The organism is Priestia sp. YIM B13491 (assembly GCF_042787605.1).
GTDB lineage: Bacteria > Bacillota > Bacilli > Bacillales > Bacillaceae_H > Priestia > Priestia megaterium_E.
In genome coordinates this window covers 546,896-570,102 of record NZ_JBHZOR010000001.1, presented here as the reverse complement: position 1 = coordinate 570,102, position 23,207 = coordinate 546,896, and the positions used below count along the sequence as shown (strand labels likewise).

Genomic DNA, 23,207 nt, shown 5'->3' with positions numbered 1-23,207 from the left:
TGACCTTTTTCTAAGAAGCTAGCCAATCCCTCGTTTATCTACTGTACATAATGGTTATTTAAATATTCGCTTAAGCGCTGAAATTCTTCTTTATCGTTTTCATCTAATGCTTTATCAATTAGTTCCATGATTTTTGATCGCTGAAACTTCTGAATAGATTCTTCCAATATTTGCTCAGCTAATACTCTGTCTTTTTCATTTGTTTGATTAGCTTTTGGCATATACGGATTGTCTTCCAGTACAGCCACATATTGAGGCGATGAATACAACGATCGGAAGTTTAATTGAATATAAATGTCTTCTTCTCGATTCAAACGAATATCATGAAATGATTTTTCTGCATCGGTTGTCATGATATTTTCTTTATAAAAACGAAATGGAGGGTCTTCCACACAGTGCGTAGACATCACCATCCCGCGAGGACAAAACTGTGCTTGCTCAACGAAGTGAACTCGTTTCATCAATTGATCATGGCTCATCAAATAATTTAAAATCCATACACATTCTCTTCGCTTCAGCTGATAATTCGTTAAAAACCAGCGAACAAATTCTTTTTTCTCGTTGACAGTAACAGGGGTCGTCATATTCTCACTTCCCTCCTCTGTGTTTAAACTCTCAGTTAAAACACCTTTTACAGTTATTTATTCCACACGGCAGCAATAAAATCCTCTGAACTATTATTTATTCTTCTAATTGAAATAATATGTCTTGAATTTCATCTACTGTTGGATCCATTGCTAATAAGGCTTGGAAAATCTCCTTCGCTTTCGAGCGCTGTCCTTCTTCTAATAAGAAGTAGCCATACTCTTCTAAAAACGCATACTCTTCTTTAAAAACGGTGTATGCAGATTCGTAGTATTTTAGCGCTTCTTCATAATTTTCTAATTCCTGGTGAGCTTTTGCTAAATCCCATTCAAAATGAGGGTCATGCTCATTATATTCTTTGGCGTGCTCGATATTCTCTACTACATCTTCATATCTCTCTTGACTCATATAAAGTTTAGAGAGAGTTAAAATGGCTTCAATATACCCAGGATCTAGTGCAATCGCTTGTTGAAATGCCGATTCAGCCTCTTCTTCTAGACCGCGCTTTAATGCTATCTTCCCTTTAAAAAAGTAAAGTTCTTTTTGAAATTCATCCTGCGCAATACCTTCGTTGACAGCCACCGCAGCCTCTTCTAGCATCTCTTCATGTTCATATGATTTTGCTAAATATAAATAAAGAGAATGGTACTCACGGTCTAGCTCTTTTAGTTCTGTGAACTTTTCAATAGCGGTCTGATAATGACCTGCTTGATACGCTGAAATCGCATATTCAAATAGTGTGTTAATCTCAAGCTTATCTTTTAGCGCTTGATCAAAGTAAGGCAGCGCTTCTTCGAACTGGCCGATACCTGCTAAACTTTCAGCTAATCGCTGACGAAGATCCGTGCCGTTAAATTCTTTTTCTGTTTTTAGCAGCGTTTGATAAAAAGGAATCGCCTTTTGATAAATTCCTTGACTGCTGTAAAATTCACCGAGCCCAAAATCTATAACCGGCTCATTTGGAAGCATTTTTTTCGCTTCCATTAACTTTTGCTCACTTACTTCACTAAGGCCTTGCATTTGATATAAATCAGCTACAAGAAGCAGAGCTGGCACGTAGTTATCATCTTCGCTGCTAATTTGATTTAAAATATGAATCGCTTCTTCTTCTTCTTCTAAATCGATAAGCATTTCAGCTTTTAATAAATACAGCTCGCCTTCTTCTGGGTATTTAGCGATGAGCTCGTCTATTAAAGGCAGCGCATCATTTACTAGTCCCCACTCTTGAAGCTGTTCAGCCATTAAAAATTTTTCTTCGTCTGTAGCTTTATCTTTCAATTCATGAATAAGGGCAAGACCTTTTTCAATTTCATTGGATTCTACGTAACCTATCGCGCGGTCTAGTTCTTTCACACACAATTCTCCTTTATTATTACATTCACTTTTTATATACAAATAAAACGAATTAATTTTCTATTTTTTCCAAACCGAAGCAAGAACACATGCTTCTATACACCATGATAAAATAGTTTGAGCGTTTGTTCAACAAATCAATTTGAATACGCTTACATTTTTCGGATAAAAATCCGAACGAGTTTGATTCTCTATCAAGAATATCAGTTCATCGTTCGGATTTCCCTTCAACCAAAATACGTTTGTCCCGGTCTTTTTCTTATTCGCTTAGTTTATCAAGATCTTCAAAGAAAGTAGGATAGGAGACGTGAATAGCTTCACTTCTCATTAGTGTTACCTCTCCCGTTGCAATGGCTGCTGCGACCGCAAGCATCATTCCAATTCGATGATCTCCATAGCTGTCTACTTCACCGCTTTTTAGAGCAGTCTTGCCTTCAATGATGAGGCCATCAGCTGTTGGAGTAACAGAGGCACCGAGCTTGCTTAACTCCGTTGCAACCGTATCGATACGGTTCGTTTCTTTTACTTTTAATTCTTCGGCATCTTTAATAACCGTTTTCCCATTCGCCTGAGTCGCCAAAAGAGCAATCACTGGAATTTCATCAATTAAACGAGGAATTAAATCCCCCCCAATTTCAATCCCTTTCAACTGAGACGTTTCAATCGTCAAATCGCCAATTGGCTCTCCATTTTGAATACGTTCATTAGAAATTGTAAGACGTGCACCCATTTGCTGAAGCACATCAATAATACCTGTTCTTGTAGGATTGAGTCCGACGTTTTTCAAAACGATTCGGCTGTTTGGAACAATAGCTCCTGCAACAAGAAAGAACGCCGCTGAAGAAATGTCACCAGGTACGTAGACATCCGTTCCGCGCAGAGATTGTCCTCCTTCAATGCTTACAGTCGTTCCATCTACCTCTACGTCTACTCCAAAGGCGCGAAGCATACGCTCTGTATGGTCACGTGATGTAAAAGGCTCAGTTACTTTTGTTGTGCCTTCTGCATGAAGTCCCGCTAGTAAAATCGCTGATTTTACTTGTGCACTTGCTACAGGAGAATGGTAATGAATTGCTTTTAAAGCTCCTCCTCGAGTCGATAAAGGCGTATATTGGCCGTGCTCACGCCCATCAATCTTTGCACCCATAGAGCGCAGGGGCACCGTAACGCGGCTCATAGGACGCTTGGCAATCGACTCATCTCCAATTAGAGACGTATGAAATGGCACACCTGCGAGAATCCCAAGCATTAAACGAGTAGTCGTTCCTGAATTTCCTACATCTAGGATGGAAGCAGGTTCACTTAACCCTTCGATACCTTTACCTTCGACTTCGACATACTCGCCTTCTCTTTTAATCGATACGCCCATCTTTTCAAAACACGAAATCGTACTTAAGCAATCTTCCCCTGCTAAAAAATGATTAATCGTTGTTTTCCCTTCTGCCATCGCTCCGAACATCACAGCTCTGTGAGAAATCGATTTATCTCCAGGAATAGAAATTTCTCCTTGGAGAGATGAAAGATTCGTTTTTAATTGTTTTCCACTCATTTCATTCACGCCTTTCATACATTAAGAAATAAACGTCTGATATTGATGCTGATGGAGACACGCTCTTGCCCGCTTTCTATCTTCCTCTGTTTGAAAGCTCAAACGTAATACTCCGTATATGTCTTCTCGTGTTTCTAAAATTCGAATGTTTGTAATACTGATTTCATCTTCTGCTAAATAACCCGTCACTTCTGAAATAATCCCCGGATAGTCAGGAACATCCACATAGAGATCATAAAAGGATGGAATCGCTCCTTTTGTTCGTACAGGAAGCTGATCTCTAAATTGTTTTGCTTGTGAAAAATATGTATAGATATCGTTCGCGTCTTTTCGTTCGATCATATTTCGCACGTCGTTCATTTCTTCAAGCCAGTGGTCAAACATTGAAAGAAGCGCATCCTGGTTATGAAGCAAAATATCTCTCCACATCGCTGGACTGCTTGAAGCAATACGTGTAATATCACGAAACCCTCCAGCTGCAAGCTGCGAAACTAGCTGGTTGTCTTGTTGGTAATATTCTGCTTGATGAACAAGGCTTGCAGCAATAATATGAGGAAAATGGCTGATGACACCCGCTAATTTATCATGTTCTTTTGGTGACATCACAATAATTTTAGCTTTTGTACCACTTAGCAATTCCTTTAAACTGTCCAAAGCCTCCGAAGAAGTAGAAGATGAAGGTGTTAATACATACATGGCATTTTCAAACAAATGAGCTTTAGAAGCAGCTACTCCGCTTTTATGAGACCCAGCCATTGGGTGGCCGCCGATAAACTCAATGCCTTTAGCAATAAGAGCCTCCGCTGTCTTCACTACCTCTTCTTTTGTACTTCCTACGTCTGTGACGATAACAGACTGTTTGAGCGTAAAATGTTCTAACTGTTTTAGCACTTCCGCTGCTTGAGTAACCGGAATGGCAATAACAATATAATTGGCTTGCTCCGCGCCTTGTTGCAAAGAAGAAGCCGCTTGGTCAATTACACCTAGGGTTTTGGCAAGCTCCAGCTGCTCTTGATTAATGTCAAAACCTATTACATCAAGATGATGATGCGTCTTTTTTATATTAAGCGCCAGCGATCCTCCAATTAACCCCAAACCTATAACAAAAACATTTTTTGTCACTTTCCTTCACCTCATTGTGCATATGAAGATGAGAGTGTGAAATCACACTCTCATCTTTTACTATATTAGGTATTAAGCTTTCGCTGCTGCTTGATTAACAAACTGCTGAAGCAATTCAATAATTTGTTCATTTTGTTCTTTCGTTCCCACCGTAATACGAACGGAAGTTGGGAAGCCTAATGCATTCCCTGAACGAACGATAAATCCGCGCTGCAATAAAAATTGAAACACTTCATCGCCTTGACGGCCAAAATCAATTAGAACAAAGTTAGTGAAAGAAGGATAATAGTTTAAACCGTTCTTATCACAGAAAGCATAATATTGCTGCAAGCCTTCTTCATTTTTCTTTTTACACTCTTCAATGAACGCTTGGTCTTCAAGAGCAACGATTGCTGCTTTTTGAGCCATGCGGCTTGTATTAAAAGGTTCACGAGCCGGCTCAATTTTTTGTAGTAATGATTCGTTTGCAATACCGTAACCAATGCGCAAAGAAGCTAAGCCGTATGCTTTTGAAAATGTGCGAAGTACAATTAAGTTTTCGTATTCATTCAAAAACTCTACCGTATCCGGATAGTCGGCTTGATCTGCTGCATACTCAAAATAGGCTTCATCCATAACGATTAATGTATGCTTAGGAACTTGTTTCATAAAAGAAATTAACTCATCGCCCTTCACATACGTTCCCGTTGGGTTATTAGGACTGCATACCCACACAATTGTCGTATTTTCATCAATTACACGAAGCATAGCATCTAAATCATGATCTCCGCCCCGCAGCGGTACTTCACGAATTTCTGCACCTTCAATTACGGCATTATGCTTATATTGAGGAAATGACGGCGTCGGCATGACAGTATTTGTATCAGCCGATAGCAAAGCTCGGCAAATAATTTGAATGACTTCATCAGACCCATTTCCAAAAATCAGCTGATCTTGCTCTACGCCTACGTGCTTTGCTACTGCTGCACGCAGTTCAGCTGCATAGCCGTCTGGATAAAGCGCCATATTTTCGATTTCTGCAGCAATCGCTTCTTTTACTAAAGCAGAACTGCCGTAAGGATTTTCATTAGAAGCTAATTTTACAACGCGATCTAAATTAAATTCACGCTTTACTTCTTCAATTGGCTTACCTGGTTTATATGGAGATAAAGTTAGTAATTGTTCTTTTACCTTCAACGTGTTACACCTCGCATTTTTGTATAGGCGAAACGATGGATGCAACATACTCCTCAATTTGATTTAATCCGTCTCGGCGTGTATCCTTATTTAAAAGAACTTGTTCAAGCTGGCCAATTTTATTAACAATTGCACTTCCAATTACAATGCCGTCGCTATGTTCTTTTAACACCTCTACTTGTTCACTTGTTGAAATCCCAAAACCGACGGCCACCGGTATAGAAGCTGCTGCTTTCACATCTTCTAAAAAGGTGCCAATATCAGCTGGCAACGTAGAGCGAACCCCAGTAACGCCTAAAGACGACACGCAGTATAAGAAGCCCGTTGCATCTGCAGCGATTTTTTGAATACGCTCTTTAGATGTAGGAGCAACCATTGAAATGTACGCAACTTCATTTTCAGCGGCAAGCTCCCGGATACGGCCACTCTCTTCGTACGGTAAATCCGGAATTAGCACTCCATCTATTTCATTTTCTCGCATTAACGCGAAAAAGGATTCTAAACCTAATTGTAACACAGGATTAAAATAGGTAAAGAGAATTACCGGTATTTTCACACCTTTTTTTCTCATCACCGATACAAGCTTAATGGCTTTTGAAATAGACATACCACCAGATAAAGCTCTTTTAGACGCCTCTTGAATAATTGGACCATCTGCTAAAGGGTCAGAATATGGTACGCCCAGCTCTAAAATAGAGGCACCTTGCTTTTGCAAAGACAAAGCAATTTCCACCGTTGCATCTTCATGAGGATCTCCTGCTGTAATAAATGGAATAAACAATGTTTCATGTTTAGGTAGTCTCGCTTCAAACGTATTCATGTTCTTCTTCCTTCCCTTCTAGCAAGTTTACTAATGTATGAACGTCCTTATCTCCTCGACCTGACAAGCAAATTAAAATGGTTTCTTCTTTCGTCATGCTTTTAGCCAGTTCAAATGCTTTTGCCAGCGCATGGGCGGACTCAATAGCCGGGATGATTCCCTCTGTTTTCGCCAGCAGCTGAAGAGCTTCGATTGACTCATCATCCGTTACACTTTCATATTCTACTCGTCCAATAGATGAAAGGTGAGAATGCTCTGGACCGATACCTGGATAATCCAAACCTGCTGAAATAGAATAAGGCTCTGTAATTTGACCATTTTCATCTTGAAGTAAATACGTGAGCGTTCCGTGAATAACACCTTTTGTGCCTTTAGCCATTTTAGCAGCATGGAGGGCTGTATTTAGTCCTTTCCCTCCTGCTTCTACGCCGATCAAGCGTACATTTTCTTCTTTAATAAAATCATAAAACATTCCGATTGCATTACTGCCGCCTCCAACGCATGCCACGACAGCATTTGGAAGTTTGCCTTCTACCGCTGTAAACTGTTCTTTTGCTTCTTCTCCAATAATTTTTTGGAAATCTCGAACCATTTTAGGATAAGGATGCGGTCCAATGGCCGAACCAATTAAGTAAAAATGATCTTCACAATGTTGAACCCAGTAGCGAATTGCTTCATTTGTTGCATCTTTTAGCGTTTTTGTTCCAGAAGTTGCAGGAATGACTTCCGCTCCTAGAAGCTTCATGCGAAAGACGTTCAACGCCTGACGTTCAATATCTTCTTCTCCCATGAATACTTTACATTCCATTCCGAACTTTGCAGCTACTGTAGCTGTAGCTACCCCGTGCTGACCCGCTCCTGTTTCAGCAATAATTTTTGTTTTCCCCATCCGTTTAGCAAGTAAAATCTGTCCAATGGCATTATTGATTTTGTGAGCACCCGTATGATTTAAGTCTTCACGTTTTAAATAAATTTTTGCCCCGCCGAGCGTTTCGGTAATATTATCAGCGTATGTTAAAGCCGTTGGTCGCCCAGAGTAGTTGACGAGTAAAGACAGATACTCATCTTTAAATGCCGGATCTTTCATTGCTTGATTCAAAGCTGCTTCTACTTCTTCAAGTGGTTTCATTAATGTTTCAGGTACGTATTTTCCGCCAAATTCACCAAAGCGGCCAAATTCATCAGGATGATTGTATGTCATAGTATGATCTTCCTTTCAATTTCTATAATTTTTGTATAGTCCTTCGTTCCATTTGTTTCAATACCGCCAGAAATATCAATCGCCCCAGGCTTGTAGGGTAACAAGTTCTCAATGTTACAAGCATTGATTCCTCCAGCAATAAAACATTTTTTACCTAACCTTTGGGCAGCTGATTCATACTGAGGAACGAAGCTCCAATCAAAAGCAACGCCCGTTCCTCCAAATTGTTCTTTAACCTTGCTATCAATTACATACCCGTCAGCTTCTTCATATACATGCATTTGCTGCAGCGTTTCTTTATTGTGAGGGAGTGCTTTCCACACTTCATATCCACGCTGCTTTAACTGACGTACGTCCGCAGCTGTTTCTTGCCCGTGGCACTGAATTACATCTAAATTTGTTAGGGAGGCAATTTCAAGTATTTGATCAACCGGTGTATTAACAAATACCCCTACTAGCGAGACTTGTTTTTTTATTTCATCCGTTACAAACTCATTTACTTGTTCAGGCTTTACATATCGTTTACTTCTTGGATAGAAAATAAAGCCAATGTGAGTAGCAGCCGAACTTTCGATTAAAGCTATATCTTGTTTTGATCGAATACCACAGTACTTAATGAGCATATTCACTTTCCCCAAACAGCTTTTCAATCGCTTTGGTTTGATTATCCTGCCTCATAAGCGATTCCCCTACTAAAATAGCTTTTGCTCCCGCTTCTTTTACGTAGGAAACATCATCGTATAAGTAAATTCCGCTTTCACTCACTAACAGCTGATTTTTCGGAACGTGCTTAGCGATTTCTTTGGTCTGCTGCACGCTGGTTTCAAACGTGTGAAGATTTCGATTATTAATGCCGATAATCTTCGGGGTAAATACAGCTAGCAGCTTTTCAAGCGTTTCTAGAGAATGCACTTCTACTAAACAATCTAACTCTTTTTCAGCAGCTTGAAGATAAAGCTCTTGCAATTTTAACGGTTCAAGTGCTTCTCCAATGAGTAAAATAGCATCAGCACCGATTCTTGCACTTTCTTCCACTTGAATGGAATCAATGATGAAATCCTTGCGAAGCACAGGGATAGAGACATGCTGTTTAATGTCACTTAAAAACGTTCGATTTCCTTGAAAATAGTGCTGATCTGTTAACACAGACAAAGCATCTGCTTTCCCTTTCTCGTAGGCTTTAGCAATTTCCACAGGCTGAAAATTCTCTTTTATTAATCCTTTGGAAGGAGAAGCTTTTTTCACTTCTGCAATAAGAGCCAGCTCTCGATTCGGATTTGATAAAGCGTCTAAAAATGATCGTTTTGCAACATTTTGCTGTTCGGGTAACTGTAAGTTTTGAATTTCTTCTTTTTTTGTTTCAATAATTTTATTGAGCATGTTCAACCACCTTTTTCGATTTCAATCGTTGTAATTGTGTGTATGCAGCACCTGATTCAATTGTTTCCAAAGCTACAGCTACTCCTTCTTCAAAAGTAGAAACGTTTCCGCTAACGTAAATAGCTGCAGCAGAGTTCAACACGACTGCGTTTTTAGCAGTTACATTGCTTTTATTTAAAAATAGCGATTCAATAAGCTCGGCACTCGATTTTGCATCTTCTACCACTAAGTCTTCAAGCTTCCCTCTCTGTAAGTGTACATCCTCTGGTGCAAGCGTATATTCTGTAATGACATTGCCCTGTACTTCTACAACGTCCGTTACATCAGTGGCACTGATTTCATCCAAACCGTCTCTGCCTGCAACCAGAAGGACGTGGTTAGCTCCAAGTACAACAAGCGCTTCTGCTAATTTTCGTGCAAGCTCAATGGAATAAACGCCAATTACTTGCTTTGTGCAGTTAGTAGGGTTTGCTAATGGACCTAATGCATTAAAAACCGTTCTAAATCCTAATTCCTTTCGAGTAGCAGCAACGTGCTTCATAGCTGGATGATAAAGCGGCGCAAACAAAAAGGACATGTTGAGGTCAGCCACCGCATTTTTCACTTCTTTTTCATTTCCTTGAATCCATATATCCAGATGTTCTAACACGTCGGCACTTCCGCTTTTAGAAGATACGGCGCGGTTCCCGTGTTTCGCAACCTTTACTCCGGCAGCAGATGCCACAATCGCACTAGCCGTCGAGATATTAAACGTAGAGGCCCCATCTCCTCCGGTACCGCATGTATCTACTACGTTTAATTCTTCTAGAGAAATAGCATTCATATTATTTTTCATACCTCGGACAAAACCGACAATTTCATCGACGGTTTCTCCTCGGTACGTTAAGATGGTTAGCACGCTAGCGATTTGAGCTGCCGGGACTTTACCGTTCATAATATCATTCATAATTTTTTCTGCTTCTTCCGCTGAAAGTGACTCACCGCGCAAACACTTTTTTAACAATTCTTTAAACATATACATCCTCCTTTTTATCGTAGATGTCTTGGGCCAATTGAATTGTTTTGATTAAAGCGCTGGCTTTATTGCGGGTTTCTTTCCACTCAAGCTCCGGTTTTGAGTCAGCAACCACTCCTGCTCCAGCCTGGATATAAGCGGTCTGGTCTTTCAAAAGAATGGTCCGAATCGCAATGCACGAATCAATGTTTCCATCAAATCCGAGATATGCTACGGTTCCTGCATATACATTTCGCGCAACTGGTTCAATTTCATTTAAGATTTGCATCGCTCGCACTTTTGGAGCGCCAGATACGGTACCCGCTGGAAATGCAGAAAGCAGCGCATCAATGGGATGTACTTTTTCGTCAAGGCGCCCTGTCACTTTAGAAATCAAGTGCATGACGTGCGAAAAGTTAACCTGCTGCATTAATACTGGTGTTTGGACACTTCCATACTGTGCAACTCGGCCGATGTCATTTCTTGCTAAGTCCACGAGCATATAGTGTTCTGCCCGCTCTTTTTCATCGTTAATTAAGTCTTCGTATAAGCGCGCATCTTCTTCTGCATCCCTGCCACGTCTTCTCGTTCCTGCAATCGGATGAATTTCTAAATGGCCGTTTTCAATTTGAATCAACCGCTCAGGAGAACTTCCAATTAGCTCCACGCCTTTTACTTTCACGTAAAATAAATAAGGAGACGGATTAACTAATCGCAATACTCTGTAAATATCAAATCCAGCTACGGTCGTATCAATTTGAAATCTCTGTGACAATACGGCTTGAAAAACATCTCCGCTTTTAATGTATTCCTTAATTTTTTCCACATCTTGCACAAATTTATCTTTTTGGTATGACGATGTCACGCCTTCAAAGCTAACTTCGCGCTGCTCGCTTTCAAACATCATTGGCTTTTCTTTCACCGTCTGCGCTATTCTTTCAACATATCGATTGATCTCTGCTAAAGCTTCACCGTATTTTTCTTTTTTCTGCTGCTCTTTGTCTTGCTCATTAAGCTTAATGTAGTGAATCACCATAAGCTCTTTTGTTTGATGATTGTACGCAAGCATCGTTTGACAATAGATAAAGTGAAAAGTAGGCATGTTCAAATCATTTTGGGCATGTACGTTTACTTTTTCAATTTGCGATACTGCGTCGTAGCTGATAAACCCTACTGCTCCTCCTTTAAAAGGAAGTGCAAGGTCTGGTACTTTCACTTTCAGCTCTTGCTGAATTTTACAAAATACCTCTTTAAAGCTGTCTCCTTGCAGCATAGGCTGAAGCTGCTTGTTTTTTGCTAGATAGGTTCCGTTTTCTTCCTCGACATACAAAAATGGATTTAAGCCAATAAAAGAATAATTGGACCATGGTGATGATTCATCATTACTTTCAAGCAAATATACGGCTTCATCTTTTACTTGTTGAAAAAGATCAACAGGTGTCATGCTATCGATAAATATTTTTTTTATAATTGGAATGGTTAAATACTCTGTAGAGTCTTCTAAAAAAGAAGTATACGTGTTCGTCATATCTTTCAATCCTCCATTTCATGGAGAATGAGAATAGATGAGGTTATATAAAAGAGGATATAATAAATAAACCCAAAGACACATCAAAAATGGGCCTTTGGGTATACGAATGGTAAAATTCACTCAACTAAACTCTGCTCAACTGTCTCATTCTCGTCTACCCTAATCTCAACTAAACTGTCTATTGTTTTCTCATAACTAAAATCTCTAAACTAACTTGTTACCAATTGTAGTACGTTTCAAATTCATTTGTCAACTACTATCTACTTGGCTTTAGACGAAACTAAGCTTTAAGCTCTTCATTCAGCAGTTTAAGAATCACTTCATCTTCTACTTGCTGAACAAAAGGCTTGCCTATGCCTTCAAGCAGTACCATGTGAACATTGCTTGATTTAGACTTCTTGTCCGCTTTCATTCTTACGAGCAGTTTTTCAGCTGAAAGATGGTTTGGGACAGACGTCTTGTAGCCAAATTTTTCAAACCATTTCGCAATGTCGTCCACAGGGAACTGACTTTTTCCAAGAACATTGCTGACTTTCATAGCAAACAGCATACCAATCGCTACGCCTTCTCCGTGGCTGATTTGTCCATAGCCGCACTCTGCTTCGATCGCATGACCTAGCGTATGTCCAAAGTTCAGATGGGCGCGAACGCCAGCTTCTGTCTCATCTTCTTTTACAACAGATGCTTTGACTAAAATACCGCTTTGAATAGCATAAATTAATTTTTCATCTTGTAAATCAGTCAGCGATTGTATATTTTGCTGAAGCCATTTATAAAATGCTTCATCGTGAATAAAAGCGTGTTTAATCACTTCTGCAAAACCGGAACGCCATTCTCTTTCGGGAAGCGTTTTAAGAAGATCAATATCATAAACAACCGCTTCAGGCTGATAAAAAGCACCAATCATATTTTTCCCAAGCTCATGATTAATGGCTACTTTACCGCCTACAGCACTATCGTGAGCAAGAAGCGTCGTTGGCACTTGAATAAAAGAAATTCCTCTCATATAAGTAGCGGCTACAAATCCAGCTAAATCGCCTACTACCCCTCCGCCAAAAGCAATAACGAGCGCATTTCGATCAAGCTGCTGCTCGAGCGCAAATGTCTGACAATCGTAGTAATGTTGAAATGACTTTGCATGTTCACCGCTTGGCACTACGTATTTAGCCACTTTAAACTTTGTATTAATCGCTTTTACAACCGCTTCTCCATAATATGAGTCTACGGCTGAATCGGTGATGATTAACACGGACGACAGATTAGGTTTTACACTCTCGATAATAGAAGGCAGCTTTTCAATTAATCCATTTCCTAAATAAAGAGGATATGTTTTGGATAAAGTTTGAATATCAATTTGCAACATTAAAACTCCCTCGCATGTGCACGCATTTTCTCAATATTTTCAGCAATTAAATCAATTCGGTCTTGTCCAAACTGTTCGATTAGCGCATCAGCCAATTCCCAAGCTACAACGGCTTCTGCTACAACGCTTGCCGCCGGCACAGCGCAGCTGTCTGAACGTTCGATGCTTGCCTCGAAGGCTTCTTTTGTTTCAATATCAACACTTTTTAACGGCTTGTAAAGCGTTGGAATAGGTTTCATTACACCGCGTACTACAATTGGCATACCTGTTGTCATGCCGCCTTCAAAGCCGCCTAAGTTGTTTGTTTTACGGGTATACCCGTTCTTTTCATCCCATAGAATTTCGTCATGAACTTCGCTTCCTGGTCTGCGAGCCGCTTCAAAGCCAATCCCAAACTCAACGCCTTTAAATGCATTAATGCTCATAACAGCTGCAGCAATCTTCGCATCTAATTTACGATCGTAATGAACATAGCTGCCTACTCCTGCTGGCACGCCTTCAATAATAACTTCTACTACGCCTCCGATAGAATCGCCATTTTTCTTAGCATCATCGATTGCTTGCATCATGTCTTTCTCAACAGCTGAGTCAAAACATCTTACTGGGGAAGCTTCAGTGACTTCTTGAAGGTCCTCTAAGCTTTTGTATTGAGGCGGATTTGCCTGTACGCCGCCAATTTCTAATACATGTCCAGCTACAGAAATCCCGAACTGAGCAAGAATTTGACGAGCCACAGCACCTGCTGCTACCCTTACAGTTGTTTCGCGAGCTGAAGAACGTTCTAATACATTTCTCATATCGCGATGACCATATTTAATAGCGCCGTTTAAATCGGCATGCCCTGGTCTTGGTCTTGAGATTTTACGCTTTACTTCTTCTGACTCTTCTTCAGAAATTGGCTCGATGCCCATAATTTTTGTCCAGTGTTTCCAGTCGTTATTTTCTACCGCTAACGTAATAGGAGATCCTAGCGTATAGCCGTGGCGGACACCGCTTAAAATTTCCGCTTGATCTTTTTCAATTTGCATACGTCTTCCGCGACCATGACCTTTTTGTCTTCGCGCTAAATCTGTATTGATGTCTTCGGCTGTTAAAGGAAGCCCTGCCGGAACACCCTCTAAAATAGTAGTCAATTGTGGACCATGTGATTCTCCTGCTGTTAAATATCGCATAATCGTACCTCCGCTTAATATGTATTATTCGTCAGAATTTTTCCATTTTTAAATATGACTATACCATACTATAACATAAGAATGTACAAAAAGTTTCACCTCAGCTTTTAAGAAACCGCTTCTGGTTGTCTCGATTAAATGGTCTTTACTTTTCTGTAAAAAAACGTATCAGCCGTTTCAAATCCATACTTTTGCGGAGTAAAAACCTGTTCTGTGCTACCTACAAATAAGATGCCGCCAGGTGCTAAAGATCTGCTAAATTTTTCATATAAAGCATGCTTTGCTTCATCTGTAAAATAAATAAGCACATTTCGACAAACAATCAAGTCAACGTTTTTTGGAAAAGAGTCTGACAGTAAGTTATGTTTCTGAAAAACAACTGTTTTTTTGATTTTTTTATCTAATAAGTACCCGGTTCCTCTTTGTTGAAAGTACTTATTTTTCATCGAAACAGGCATTTCCTGAAGTGAACGTTCATCATAAAAGCCTATTTTTGCTTTTTCTATCACTTTTTCATCCAAATCAGTCGCCAATATAGAAATACGCGAAAGAGGAAAAAATGTTGATAAAACCATCGCTAGTGTATATGGCTCTTCCCCTGTTGAACAGGCAGCGCTCCACACTTTCAGGTCTGTTTTTCCTTTTACAAGAGCCGGTAAAATTTTTTGCTCCAATATATCCCACCGCTGATAGTTGCGATAAAACTCTGACACGTTAATCGTCATCCGATCTAAAAACTCCTCAAGCAGTTCGTTATTACTGCTCATTGCTCGATAATATTCAAAAAAACTAGAAAAACCTTTTTTTTCATATAGGGAGGTAAGGCGGCGTTGCATTTGAGACTGCTTATATAGTGATAAATCAATGCCTGTTTTTATTTTTATTTTCTCCACAAACGCGTCGTATTCATCTATCATTTTTGACTCTCCTTTCTTATTTCTATACGTTGATGCTATATAAAGAAATAAAACCTTTATATATGCTTATCTTCTTACTAATATATCGGAATACATTGTGAAAATGTTTATGTAGAGAGATATTCGCAATCTATAGCCTAGGACCTATTTATAAAAACAATAAAAAAGACGAATGAAAATTCATTCGTCTCCTTGCGCTATCTAAATTAGTAAATCCAAGCGTCTGCGTCTTTTTTATAGAAAGTCAGCTCTTCACTTTCAAAGAATAAGCTGATTTCACGCTCCGCACTTTCTGGTGAATCTGAGCCGTGAATAATATTCTTATCGACAATCAGTCCATAATCACCTCGAATAGTTCCAGGAAGGGCTTCTTGAGGGTTAGTTTTCCCCACCATTTGACGTGATACTGAAATCACGTTTTCACCTTCCCATACCATAGCAAAAACTGGACCTGATGTGATAAATTTCACTAACTCACCGAAAAAAGCTTTCTCTTTATGTTCACCGTAGTGTGTTTCAGCTAATTCCTGCGAAATATGCATAAGCTTAGCTCCGACTAATTGAAAACCTTTTTTCTCAAAGCGAGAAATAACCTCACCAATAATGCTTCTTTGTACCCCATCTGGTTTGACCATTAAAAACGTTTTTTGTATCATTTTACTCTCCACCCCTGAAGTTCATGATATGTAAACAAGTTTTGAAAGCGCAATCACACCTCATGAAGATATTAACATTGTTTCGAGCAGTTTACAACTTATGAAAGTAAATAAATCAAAATTTCCGTTTTCCAATGTACTTCGCAATTTGATGCAGCGTTTTTTTCGCCTTGTTTGGCGGCAGTTCTTCTAAAATGCTCATCGCTTTTTGCAGATAACGATCGCTCATCTCAAATGAACGTTCAATGGCGTTAGAAGATTTAATATCAGAAATAATTTCATTGATCAGCTCTTGCTCATATTCCCTCTCGAAAAGCTGTTCTACTTTATCTCGAAACTCAGCATTTTCAATGGCATACAAAACTGGCAGCGTAATATTTCCTTGCAGTAAGTCGCTGCCAACTGGTTTCCCAAGCTGTTCTTCTGATGAGATAAAATCTAAAATGTCATCGGTAATTTGAAATGACATTCCCACGTAATATCCAAACCAAAATAAACGTTTATGTATATCTTCAGGAGCTCCCGCTGCAATTGCACCTAACTGACAGCTTGCAGCAATTAGCAGTGCCGTTTTACGTTTAATTCTACGCAGATACACGCGTAAGTTTTGGTTTAGGTTGTATTTGTCCTTAATCTGTTCAATTTCACCGAGCGTTAATTCCACCATCGTATTAGATAAAATTTTATGTGCTTCCACATCTTTAACCTCACTCATAACTTCAAGCGCACGAGCAAAGATGTAATCCCCTGTATACATAGCAATACGATTGTCCCATTTTGCCTTAATTGTTGGTTTTCCGCGTCTCTTATCAGCGTCATCAATAACATCATCATGAACAAGAGACGCCATATGAATCAGCTCAAGCGCTACTGCCACGTGTTTGATTTGGTCGATGTTGTAATCCCCAAATTTAGCTGCCAACAAAACAAATACAGGGCGAATTCGTTTCCCCCCTGCTTGTAAAAGGTGAAGAGAAGCATCTGTGATAAGTGTTTCATCGGTATGAACAGTTTGTTCAAGTTCTTTCTCAATAAGGGTAATATCCGTATTCAAAAAAGCGTACATCATTTTTAGTTTCATTGGACTCACCTTGCATTATATATTCATTCTTTACTCCTTATCCTACAGGCTGTTGCACCTGTAGGACAAGCTTTTTCTCTTTTATCGTTTGTACCCTAGATGCATCGCTGCTACTCCACCTGTGTAAGATTTCACTTCAACATCTGTCAAACCGGCTTCACGGAACATATCAGCCAATTGCTTTTGACCTGGAAAGTCCCTAGCTGACTCTTGAAGCCATGAATATTCATCATAGCTTTTAGCGACCATCTTTCCAAGCGCAGGCATAATATACTTAAAATAAAGCAAGTACATTTGTCGGTAGCCGATCATCGTGGGCTGAGACGTTTCAAGGCAAACCACTTTTCCGCCAGGTTTCACGACGCGCTGCATTTCCTTTAACACTTGAAGGTAATCGGGCACGTTGCGCAGTCCGAATCCAATCGTTACATAGTCAAATGAATTATCTTCAAAAGGAAGTTCCATTGCATTGCCATGTAGTAAGGTAATATTTGAAAAAGGTGAGTTTTTTACTTTCTCTTCACCAATCTTTAGCATATTCTGACTAAAATCCAGGCCAACTGCCTCTCCTGTTTCTCCAACTGCTTCCGCCATAGCTAGCGTCCAATCCGCAGTTCCGCAACAAACATCTAAAGCTTTTGTTCCTTTTTGAACATTCATTCGCTTCATCGTATCTTTGCGCCATGCCTTATGACGCTGAAAACTAATAACAGAATTCATTTGATCATAATTTTTGTATATTTTTTCAAATACGCCATGGACACGCTGTTCTTTTGATTGCTGCATATCTCTATCCTTCTCCTACGACATTTTTCAGCACTTCTAAGCTAGATGTAAGTTCATCTAAGTGCTCTCTTAAAAACTCATTCATCACAAATTCACTTCGTAAGTATCCTCTAACAATGTTTACAGACTGTTGAGTATACGAATAAAGGTATTCTTTTATTTGTTCTTGATTCATACCAATTTGTTTGCAATAGTTTAGCAAGAGAGTAGGCTCTTTATGCTGTAATGACTTTAATTGCTTTAATATCCCGTTCAAATACGCTGCATGTTTTAAAAGTTCTTTCCACTCTTCACGTTCAAAATAGTCACATAAGCATCTTACAAACGATGATTCTGCTGCTAAAAAACTATTCATAACGTCGTGTGGATTAGTAGAGCGATTGTTATAAATGTGTATCTTAGCGATATTAATTTCTTTAATAGCAGATGCTATAACTTTCATTAAATTCAGCTGGTTGCTTTGAGCTAAATAGTAATAGTACAGGCCGCTGTAATAATCTCCGGCCAAAACTACCAGCTGCCGCTCATGCAGCTTTCCTTCATTTCCGCTAACATTTTGAGTGGAGACTAGATCGTGGGTATCAAGTGCGGTTTGAACGAGCATCACAGATAGCACAGAGCTGTTCTTTTTTTCTTCTTCCATTGAAAGAGTATCTAAGAACGAACACATGTACAGTAATCTATTTTCATCAATACGCGGATGATGAATATATTTTTTTACATATGGATGACTTAATTCAACATGAAGCTGTTCTTTCATGTTGGCCACAATATCATAGATGGTTTTTACGCTCATCATCCTTGTCTCCCTTTCCATCACTATTTGTTTAAAGTTCTTTTAACTCCAAATCGATAGTGTCAATTATAACATAATTACATTATAAAATATCCTTTAAATTCTTTTGAAGCTTTTTCACGGTTTAAATCATTTAGCTGCTCATCCGCTTGAACACCGTTCATCTACATACCATCTGGATTCCTTAGACAGTAATTTAAGATATTGCTTTTAGTTTCACCATGTTTTTCCTGTTCTTATTCATTTATTTTAAATATAAATAAAAGCAGGAAAATCCCTGCTTATTTTTTCGTATCGGATTCAATTTCTCCGTGAACAGTCTGAATGACGGCTTTGCCACGAATTTTAATTGCGGATGTATGCTCAGTAAACTGCGCAATCATTACTTCGCCTTTATCTAGTTTTTCTGAATGATGAAATCGCGTATCTGCTCCTCGCGTTAAGCCAATTACGTTAACTCCATCTTCGACCGCTTTAATGACAATATACTCCGGCGTTCCTTTTTGTGTCATATTCTCTTCTCCTTCATCATCCACATTATGATTTAATCAGTGATAAAACTTCAGCTCTAGAACTTGCATCGTGTTCTAACACTCCGCGTACAGCAGAAGTGATTGTCATAGCTCCAGGCTTTTTAATGCCTCGCATGGTCATACACATGTGCTCTGCTTCCACTACTACCATTACCCCGTGCGGCTCTAATGTTTCTACAATAGAATCCGCCACTGTAGATGTAATTCTCTCCTGAAGCTGAGGACGTTTCGCAACAGCTTCTACCGCTCTTGCCAGCTTACTTAAACCGGTCACTCGTCCGCCTTTTGGAATATACGCAACATGAGCTTTTCCGTAAAAAGGCACTAAGTGGTGTTCACACATAGAGTAAAAAGGAATATCTTTTACAAGCACTAGCTCTTCATGGTCTTCTCCAAAAACTGTTTTAAAATGCTCTTTTGGATCTTCATTCAACCCGGAAAAGACTTCCTCATACATTTTAGCTACTCGCTTTGGTGTATCTAATAATCCTTCACGGTTTGGATCTTCGCCAATTGCTTCTAAAATTAGTCTCACGGCTTGTTCGATCTGTGGTTTATTTACAGATGACATGTTGTTGCCCTCCAATTCGTTGCATTACGACTTTATGAAAAAAATTCTAGCATATGTATATACCAAAGGCAAAAAAGAAAGGTCGCAAATGTGCGACCTTTCAAAGCTCTTCATCAACGGCTATGAATAAAGCCATTTTATGTAGATATTATTTTACAGCATCTTTAAGAGCTTTACCTGGTTTGAATGCAGGAACTTTGCTAGCAGGAATTTCGATTTCTTCGCCAGTTTGTGGATTGCGTCCTTTACGAGCAGCACGTTCACGTACTTCGAAGTTACCAAAACCGATAAGTTGAACTTTGTCCTCAGCTTTTAAAGCTTCTAAGATTGTATCGAAAACAGCATCAACTGCTTTTGTAGCATCCTTTTTTGAAAGCTCACTTGCTTCTGCAACAGCATTAATTAATTCTGTCTTGTTCATGCCATTCACCTCCTCCCAAAATCGGATCATATAATAACTAAAAACCTTGTTAGAAAAGGAATCTAGTAATTCGTTATATCTCATTCTTTAACAAAACAAATGGATATTATACATAACCTATGTATCGACAAGCCTAATCATAAACGATTGAACTAAATAATTCAATGTTTTTCATTCATCTGCCGTATGTATGTAGTGAAAACAGTATGATCGATTTCTGTTAAAAGATTAACATATTGAACAAGGCATAGCAAGCAGAAAATAACGCAGGAATAGGATAACCACGCGATCTATCACAATATATGTAAAGTTTTGTATGATCTATCCAAAAAGAAGAGGCTCCTTTATGAGGAGCCTAACGTTACATGCTTATAGAATAATGGCGATTAAACCTCCGGATCCTTCGTTAATAATCCGTTCTAGCGTTTCTTTTAACTTATATCGCGCATTTTCAGGCATCAGCGACAGCTTTCCTTGAATCCCTTCTCTTACGATTGAACTTAGAGAGCGGCCAAATATATCTGAATTCCAAATTGAAAGCGGATCATCTTCAAAGTCTTGCATCAAATAACGAACTAATTCTTCGCTTTGCTTCTCCGTTCCGATAATCGGCGCAAATTCTGATTCTACATCCACTTTAATCATGTGTATAGAAGGTGCCACTGCTTTTAAACGAACTCCAAAACGCGATCCTTGGCGAATAATTTCAGGTTCATCAAGGCTCATATCCGAAAGCGAAGGTGCAGCTACACCATAACCCGTTTGTTTAACCATACGAAGGGCATCAGAGACTTGATCATACTCGGTTTTTGCATGAACAAAGTCTTGCATTAACTGCAGCAAATGATCTCTTCCGCGAATTTCTACTCCCACGATTTCTTTCAAAATCTGGTCGTATAAGTCATCTGGAGCGTATAAGTCAATTTCGGCAATTCCCTGCCCCATCTCAATTCCGGCTAATCGAGCCTGATCGATGAACTCAAACTGACTAAATTGCTCTACTACCCGTTCAACGTCTCTCAGCCTCTTAATATCTTTTACCGTTTCTTTAACGGCTTCTTGATAGCTTTCACGCAGCCAATGTTTATCTTTTAAAACCATTACCCAGCTTGGTAGATTAACGTTAACTTCTAATACAGGGAACTCATAGAGTGCTTCTCTTAATACGTTCATCACATCAGTATCGCGCATGCTTTCCACACTCATCGCTAATACTGGAATATCATATTTTTCATTAAGTTTTGCACGAAGCTTTTCTGTATCAGGATGATATGGCTGTACGGTATTAATAACCATGATAAATGGTTTGCCTACTTCTTTTAGCTCATTAATGACGCGCTCTTCTGCTTCGACGTAATCTTGACGAGGTATATCTCCAATTGAACCATCAGTTGTAATGACGACACCAATCGTTGAGTGTTCTTGAATTACCTTTCTCGTTCCAATTTCAGCCGCTTCGTGAAATGGAATTGGTTCTTCATACCAAGGTGTATTGATCATTCGAGGTCCGTTTTCATCTTCGTACCCTTTAGCCCCAGGCACCGTATATCCTACACAATCTACTAACCGTATGTTAACTTCTAGCCCGTCATCTACCAAAACATTAACTGCTTGATTCGGTACGAATTTCGGCTCAGTTGTCATAATCGTTTTTCCAGCTGCACTTTGTGGTAGTTCATCTTGTGTGCGAGCTCTTTCTGCCTCGTTCTCGATGTGAGGCAGGACCACCAGTTCCATAAATTTTTTAATAAATGTAGATTTTCCTGTTCGAACTGCTCCCACCACACCTAAATATATATCGCCTCCTGTACGTTCAGCGATATCTTTAAATACATCCACCTTTTCCAAAAGATCCCCTCCGATCTATGAGTTCATGGAATATGACATCCATTGCGAGAGTAAATTAGGACACTATATAGTTATGACGTTGTCCTATTAAAATATGACTTTTGATAGAAAAATTTATGATTTTTTTCATGCACATGCTGACTTAGTCATTCTGATTATCATTATTGGTGTACAAGAAAGAGAAAACCCCTTCTCTCTGAATATTATTCAAGGAGAAGGGGTTCATGACTTATTTTTTAAAAAATATTGGTTCATTCTTATCGTTGACTGTATAAGGAAGAGAGTAAGCAGGTACAAAATCACTGTTTTCCACAAGGAGCTTTCGTATATCTTCACCAGGTTTGTATGAGCTTTTATGCTTTTGAATGGCATCATACAAATCAGGACGATAATCTACAAATACATCTCCCTGTCCATTAACAATTAAAGAAAGACTATTCCCTGTATATGGGCTAGTAACGACAGGAGGGTCTTTCATATTCAATTTTTTATAATTAATAGAGAATACGCCGGGAGCGATGACGTCTTTAAACGGTACGTACCCTTTATGATTTTGACGGTATATATTCAAATGTACGTTAACATCTTGAATCGTATCCGCCATCCGTAAGTCTAATAATTTAACCGTGGGGTTTGTTTCTGCATCCACAAGTACGTACGCAAATATCCCTCCGCTTTCATACGAATTCCCAGGTGCGTCTTGCATGTATCTAGGAACAATTTTCGTAAAGTCAATTGGATATTTTTGGTAAATTGGCGTGTCCATATCTTTCGTTTTTATTGGCAATAAGCCTCCGCTTTCTTGTTTAAATTGATCAACCGCCGTTTGCACGGAAGCAACTTGATCTTTATAAGGAACTTGATTTTGAGACATTCTTTCCGCCGGGTACAAACAACCGGATAATACAAAAATGGTTAACCCAACAATAGACGTTAGCATGAATTTTTTCATTTCCCTCACCCTACCATATGTACATTAAGCATCTGTCGGTCCGCTGAATACAACAATTACCATAATAAGACCCGCTACAATCATAAGCGAATAGGCAATGAAAGCGAGTACAATTTTACCAATGCGGTTCGTAATTTTATAACGACTAAAGTAAATAGAAAATACCGAAATAAACATAAATACAATGGAACCCAATGAAATCCACATCTTTAACAAACCTGGTGACAAATTGCATCCACTCCTTTTTTCACCGTTATTATAACATAAGGACTTATAGTTAAGATGGATATTGATAGAACTTTCTAAATTCACTATTTATTTACCTTCCAGTAATTCAAGCTCTATAGTAATTACTTTCCTATTAAATTAACAAATTCCTGCTTTTTTACATAAAAAAAAT

General features: G+C 39.1%; 24 protein-coding genes. All 24 read right to left on the bottom strand.

The window, feature by feature from the left end:
* Positions 1-38: 38 nt before the first annotated feature.
* Positions 39-584: a ReoY family proteolytic degradation factor gene (locus ACFX4E_RS02940; RefSeq protein ID WP_013058996.1), complete on the bottom strand. Its 546-nt coding sequence runs from the start codon at positions 582-584 to the stop codon at positions 39-41.
* A gap of 97 nt (positions 585-681) precedes the next feature.
* Positions 682-1,944 carry a tetratricopeptide repeat protein gene (locus tag ACFX4E_RS02935; RefSeq protein ID WP_285850282.1) on the bottom strand — a complete coding sequence of 421 codons (1,263 nt, stop codon included), beginning with the start codon at positions 1,942-1,944 and terminating at the stop codon, positions 682-684.
* A gap of 253 nt (positions 1,945-2,197) precedes the next feature.
* Positions 2,198-3,487 (bottom strand): 3-phosphoshikimate 1-carboxyvinyltransferase, encoded by a 1,290-nt coding sequence (aroA, locus tag ACFX4E_RS02930; protein ID WP_028410747.1) that lies wholly within the window; start codon positions 3,485-3,487, stop codon positions 2,198-2,200.
* 21 nt (positions 3,488-3,508) lie between these two features.
* The gene (locus tag ACFX4E_RS02925) at positions 3,509-4,609 is read right to left on the bottom strand and encodes a prephenate dehydrogenase (RefSeq protein ID WP_377237903.1); all 1,101 of its coding nucleotides are present in this window, start codon (positions 4,607-4,609) and stop codon (positions 3,509-3,511) included.
* A 72-nt stretch (positions 4,610-4,681) separates the two neighbouring features.
* A complete protein-coding gene (gene hisC, locus ACFX4E_RS02920; protein WP_377237904.1) occupies positions 4,682-5,785 on the bottom strand; it encodes a histidinol-phosphate transaminase in 1,104 nt (367 codons plus the stop codon).
* A 4-nt stretch (positions 5,786-5,789) separates the two neighbouring features.
* Positions 5,790-6,605: a tryptophan synthase subunit alpha gene (gene trpA / locus ACFX4E_RS02915; RefSeq protein ID WP_013084883.1), complete on the bottom strand. Its 816-nt coding sequence runs from the start codon at positions 6,603-6,605 to the stop codon at positions 5,790-5,792.
* The gene (gene trpB, locus ACFX4E_RS02910) at positions 6,592-7,806 is read right to left on the bottom strand and encodes a tryptophan synthase subunit beta (protein WP_013059002.1); all 1,215 of its coding nucleotides are present in this window, start codon (positions 7,804-7,806) and stop codon (positions 6,592-6,594) included. Before trpB ends, trpA begins: the two co-directional genes overlap by 14 nt.
* A complete protein-coding gene (locus ACFX4E_RS02905; RefSeq protein WP_028410745.1) occupies positions 7,803-8,429 on the bottom strand; it encodes a phosphoribosylanthranilate isomerase in 627 nt (208 codons plus the stop codon). The genes trpB and ACFX4E_RS02905 overlap by 4 nt, the downstream gene beginning before the upstream one ends.
* On the bottom strand, positions 8,419-9,186 hold the full coding sequence (gene trpC / locus ACFX4E_RS02900; protein WP_013084885.1) for an indole-3-glycerol phosphate synthase TrpC: 768 nt from the start codon (positions 9,184-9,186) through the stop codon (positions 8,419-8,421). Before trpC ends, ACFX4E_RS02905 begins: the two co-directional genes overlap by 11 nt.
* Positions 9,176-10,201: an anthranilate phosphoribosyltransferase gene (gene trpD, locus ACFX4E_RS02895; protein WP_013059005.1), complete on the bottom strand. Its 1,026-nt coding sequence runs from the start codon at positions 10,199-10,201 to the stop codon at positions 9,176-9,178. The genes trpC and trpD overlap by 11 nt, the downstream gene beginning before the upstream one ends.
* Positions 10,194-11,708 (bottom strand): anthranilate synthase component I, encoded by a 1,515-nt coding sequence (gene trpE / locus ACFX4E_RS02890; RefSeq protein WP_028410743.1) that lies wholly within the window; start codon positions 11,706-11,708, stop codon positions 10,194-10,196. Before trpE ends, trpD begins: the two co-directional genes overlap by 8 nt.
* Before the next feature lie 283 nt (positions 11,709-11,991).
* A complete protein-coding gene (gene aroB, locus ACFX4E_RS02885) occupies positions 11,992-13,074 on the bottom strand; it encodes a 3-dehydroquinate synthase (protein WP_098249257.1) in 1,083 nt (360 codons plus the stop codon).
* A complete protein-coding gene (aroC, locus tag ACFX4E_RS02880; RefSeq protein WP_028410741.1) occupies positions 13,074-14,246 on the bottom strand; it encodes a chorismate synthase in 1,173 nt (390 codons plus the stop codon). The genes aroB and aroC overlap by 1 nt, the downstream gene beginning before the upstream one ends.
* A 134-nt stretch (positions 14,247-14,380) precedes the next feature.
* On the bottom strand, positions 14,381-15,163 hold the full coding sequence (locus ACFX4E_RS02875; RefSeq protein ID WP_377237905.1) for a CheR family methyltransferase: 783 nt from the start codon (positions 15,161-15,163) through the stop codon (positions 14,381-14,383).
* Positions 15,164-15,369: 206 nt separating this feature from the next.
* Positions 15,370-15,819, bottom strand: coding sequence for a nucleoside-diphosphate kinase (ndk, locus tag ACFX4E_RS02870; RefSeq protein WP_028410739.1), 450 nt, complete (start codon positions 15,817-15,819; stop codon positions 15,370-15,372).
* Between the two features lie 115 nt (positions 15,820-15,934).
* Entirely contained in the window at positions 15,935-16,900 is a 966-nt protein-coding gene (hepT, locus tag ACFX4E_RS02865) for a heptaprenyl diphosphate synthase component II (RefSeq protein ID WP_028410738.1), read from the bottom strand.
* A gap of 81 nt (positions 16,901-16,981) precedes the next feature.
* A complete protein-coding gene (locus tag ACFX4E_RS02860; protein WP_013059012.1) occupies positions 16,982-17,686 on the bottom strand; it encodes a demethylmenaquinone methyltransferase in 705 nt (234 codons plus the stop codon).
* 4 nt (positions 17,687-17,690) lie between these two features.
* Entirely contained in the window at positions 17,691-18,485 is a 795-nt protein-coding gene (locus tag ACFX4E_RS02855; RefSeq protein ID WP_014458346.1) for a heptaprenyl diphosphate synthase component 1, read from the bottom strand.
* Between the two features lie 278 nt (positions 18,486-18,763).
* The gene (gene mtrB, locus ACFX4E_RS02850; RefSeq protein ID WP_013059014.1) at positions 18,764-18,994 is read right to left on the bottom strand and encodes a trp RNA-binding attenuation protein MtrB; all 231 of its coding nucleotides are present in this window, start codon (positions 18,992-18,994) and stop codon (positions 18,764-18,766) included.
* 25 nt (positions 18,995-19,019) lie between these two features.
* Positions 19,020-19,586: a GTP cyclohydrolase I FolE gene (folE, locus tag ACFX4E_RS02845; protein WP_013059015.1), complete on the bottom strand. Its 567-nt coding sequence runs from the start codon at positions 19,584-19,586 to the stop codon at positions 19,020-19,022.
* A gap of 148 nt (positions 19,587-19,734) precedes the next feature.
* Positions 19,735-20,007 carry an HU family DNA-binding protein gene (locus ACFX4E_RS02840; RefSeq protein ID WP_013059016.1) on the bottom strand — a complete coding sequence of 91 codons (273 nt, stop codon included), beginning with the start codon at positions 20,005-20,007 and terminating at the stop codon, positions 19,735-19,737.
* Positions 20,008-20,376: 369 nt separating this feature from the next.
* Positions 20,377-21,855, bottom strand: a complete 1,479-nt coding sequence (spoIVA, locus tag ACFX4E_RS02835) for a stage IV sporulation protein A (RefSeq protein WP_013059017.1) — start codon at positions 21,853-21,855, stop codon at positions 20,377-20,379.
* A gap of 229 nt (positions 21,856-22,084) precedes the next feature.
* Complete coding sequence (locus ACFX4E_RS02830) at positions 22,085-22,807, bottom strand: hypothetical protein (RefSeq protein ID WP_377237906.1); 723 nt, start codon at positions 22,805-22,807, stop codon at positions 22,085-22,087.
* Positions 22,808-22,831: 24 nt separating this feature from the next.
* A complete protein-coding gene (locus tag ACFX4E_RS02825; protein ID WP_013059020.1) occupies positions 22,832-23,035 on the bottom strand; it encodes a DUF2768 domain-containing protein in 204 nt (67 codons plus the stop codon).
* Positions 23,036-23,207: the final 172 nt, after the last annotated feature.